A 2,858-nucleotide genomic window follows, 5' to 3' on the forward strand; every position below is an offset into this window, starting at 1 on the left:
CTGTGGAGGGGCTGTGGGTGAGGTGTACCCTCCCAAATATTCCCCGGAAGATAAATACGGCAAATATAGAAGATTACTTAAAAAGCAAATTAATGACCAAAAGGAGCTGGTTAAATGAAAAAAACCGTAATTAACCTTTTAGAGGAAGTGGAACTTCAGGACCCCATCTTTATCGAGGCCCTTCCCGGAATAGGTCATGTGGGTAAACTGGTTGCAGAACATCTAATACATGAATTAGGAGCTTCAAAATTTGCAGAATTATATTCACCATCATTCCCGCCCCAGGTATTTGTGGGGGAGAAAGGGATCATCGAACCCATGAAAAACGAGTTTTTCTACCTAAAATCTGCAGGAGATGACAGGAGAGACTATATAATACTGGTCGGAAATACTCAGGGACTTAGTCCGGAGGGCCAGTACGATATATGCGGTGCCATAATTGACTTCGTGGGAAAATACGGTGTCAAAGACATATACACATTAGGTGGATTAGGAACCGGTCAACATGTGGAGAAGACCAGGGTACTGGGAGCGGCCACTACTGAAGAATTGGCGAACATGCTGGAAGAACATGATGTAAATCTAAGATCAGCTGACGGCGGCATAATAGGTGCATCAGGATTACTTCTGGGACTGGGAATGTCCAAAGGGATGCGGGGAGTATGCTTGATGGGTGAAACACCCGGTTATTTCATAGATGCGGATGCCTCCAAGGCGGTACTCATTACGCTAATCAGTATTCTTAAACTAGAGGTTGACGTGGCAAAACTGGAAGAAAGGGCCGAGGAAACCAGAAAAATGATATCCAAAGCCCAGCAGATGGAGCAGGAAATGGCAGAGAGGATGCATATCGCCCCCGGTGAGGAAGATCTGCGTTATATTGGATAAATACTGTGTTTATCTGATTAAAATAAAATAACTTTTTTTATTACATTACTTTTTTTTATTATTTGAGGTTGTCTCATAATTAAGTTTTTTTTTAAATTTTTCCTTTTATTCTTGTTTTTAGTCGTTAGTTTTATATTCTAGTTCTTCTATATTTGTATTTAGTGATTTATAGTTTTAGAGATGTGTTTTTTATGGCTTTGAGGGAAGATCGAATTGGTCAGACTTGGTTGATGCCTAAGCGTCTTACGGATTTTATTCCGGAAAACCATATTTGTTATTTTATCGCGAATCTGGTGGAAGAGTTAGATTTTAAAGAAATTGACCGAAAATATAGGTATACCCGGGGTAAAGCAGCATATTCACGTAGAATGTTGCTACGGGTGGTTATTATGGCTTCGGTAGATGGTGTATTCTCATCTAGGCAAATTAACAAGCATACAGAAGAAAATATGGTTTATATGTATCTTTCAGGCATGGATAAGCCTGATTTTCGAACAATTTGTCGGTTTAAAATCGAATGCGCGGAGCAAATTGAAGAAGCATTTAAAATGACTGTAAACGTCGCGAAAAATACAGGATTAGTCCAATTAAATCATATAGCAATAGATGGTACTAAAATCAAAGCTAACGCTTCATCAACTAATTTGATAAATCAAGAAGAAATAAAAACCATCCGGGAGATATTAAAGAAAGGAATCCAAACTGATGAAAACGAAGATAAGATATATGGCGACCAAAGAGGTGATGAAGTACCTGCAGAACTCGTTAGTCGTAAAAAAGTCCATGAAATAATCCAGAGAGTAAGAAAAGAAAACAAGGACTCTTCAAACGAAAACAACCTACGAAAATCTTCTTATAAACTCCTAGAGCAAGCCCTTGCTAATAAAAAAAAGAAAAATATTGTTTCTGAAAAACTTGATCGTGCTGAAGAACAGTTAAAAAAGACGGCTCAAGAGACCGTTAGTTTAACAGACCCCGAATCACGTTGGATGAAAAATAAAAAGAACCAGATGGAGTTTTCATATAACATGCAAATCGCAGTAGATTATGATTCAGGAATAATACTCGCCAGCAGCATAACACAGGATCCTACAGACCATCACCAACTAATACCTCAAATTGAACAAATAAGAGAAACTTTGGAGCTGTTACCTGATGATACAAAGATTAGTGCTGATAATGGATATTATACACGTGAGAATCTGCAATATCTAGAAGAAAACAGATTAGATGGTTATATTCCTAATAGAAAACAGGTATATGAAACTAAACCCAAGTTAAAAAAGGCTAAGCCTTTTTCAAAGCATAATTTTAGCTATGATTATGATTATGATCAGTATATTTGTCCGAATAATAAAAAATTAGCCTATCAAAAGACTTATAAATATAAAGATGCTCATATGCGTCAATATTATTGTAATGATTGTTTAAAATGTTGTGATCAATTAGAATGTGTTGGTAAAGACAGATTAAGAGTTATAACAGATTATGGTGGTGTTTTATCTAAACGGATGGCTTTGAAAATGGAAACACCAGAAGGCAAGTATGAGTTCTCTAAACGAAAACAGGCTGTGGAATGGCCTTTTGGAAATATAAAAGAGAATTTAAAGTTCACAGAGTTCTTTACACGAGGTATTAGACAAACACAAACAGAAAAAAACCTGCTTTCAATCTCCCATAACCTGAAAAGAATCCATAATGAGAAACAAAACGAAACAGAAATAAATAATCAGATAAATACTTGAAAAATTGTTTAAATATGAAAAAAATCACAAATTTTTATGAGACAACCTCATTTTTATTCCATATTCTACTTTAGAATATGGGAAAAAAAATAATTTAAGGGAAAAAATCTATTTATTGTTTTTTGAATTTCTGGTCAATATTTTACCATCATCTCTAAACATCCATTGATTTTGAACTGCCTCGTGGAGTGATCATATTAACTTGAAGATCATGGTGAATAATTC

Annotated in this window: 3 protein-coding genes; all 3 read left to right on the forward strand. The window is 35.7% G+C overall.

Annotation, left to right across the window (positions count from 1 at the left end; genetic code table 11):
- Positions 1-118 (forward strand): nucleolar RNA-binding Nop10p family protein (locus QHH19_07115; GenBank protein ID MDH7518089.1); only part of this gene is annotated, 118 nt, incomplete at its 5' end.
- Entirely contained in the window at positions 115-888 is a 774-nt protein-coding gene (locus QHH19_07120; GenBank protein ID MDH7518090.1) for a proteasome assembly chaperone family protein, read from the forward strand. The genes QHH19_07115 and QHH19_07120, both read left to right, overlap by 4 nt.
- Before the next feature lie 191 nt (positions 889-1,079).
- Entirely contained in the window at positions 1,080-2,633 is a 1,554-nt protein-coding gene (locus QHH19_07125; GenBank protein MDH7518091.1) for an IS1182 family transposase, read from the forward strand.
- Positions 2,634-2,858: the final 225 nt, after the last annotated feature.

This window comes from Candidatus Thermoplasmatota archaeon, from assembly GCA_029907305.1.
In the GTDB taxonomy this organism is placed as follows: domain Archaea; phylum Thermoplasmatota; class E2; order DHVEG-1; family DHVEG-1; genus JARYMC01.

Excerpts from the sequence above, each read along its gene's own strand:
- QHH19_07120 (MDH7518090.1), top strand. The coding sequence starts at position 115 with ATGAAAAAAACCGTAATTAACCTTTTAGAGGAAGTGGAACTTCAGGAC.
- QHH19_07125 (MDH7518091.1), top strand. The coding sequence starts at position 1,080 with ATGGCTTTGAGGGAAGATCGAATTGGTCAGACTTGGTTGATGCCTAAG.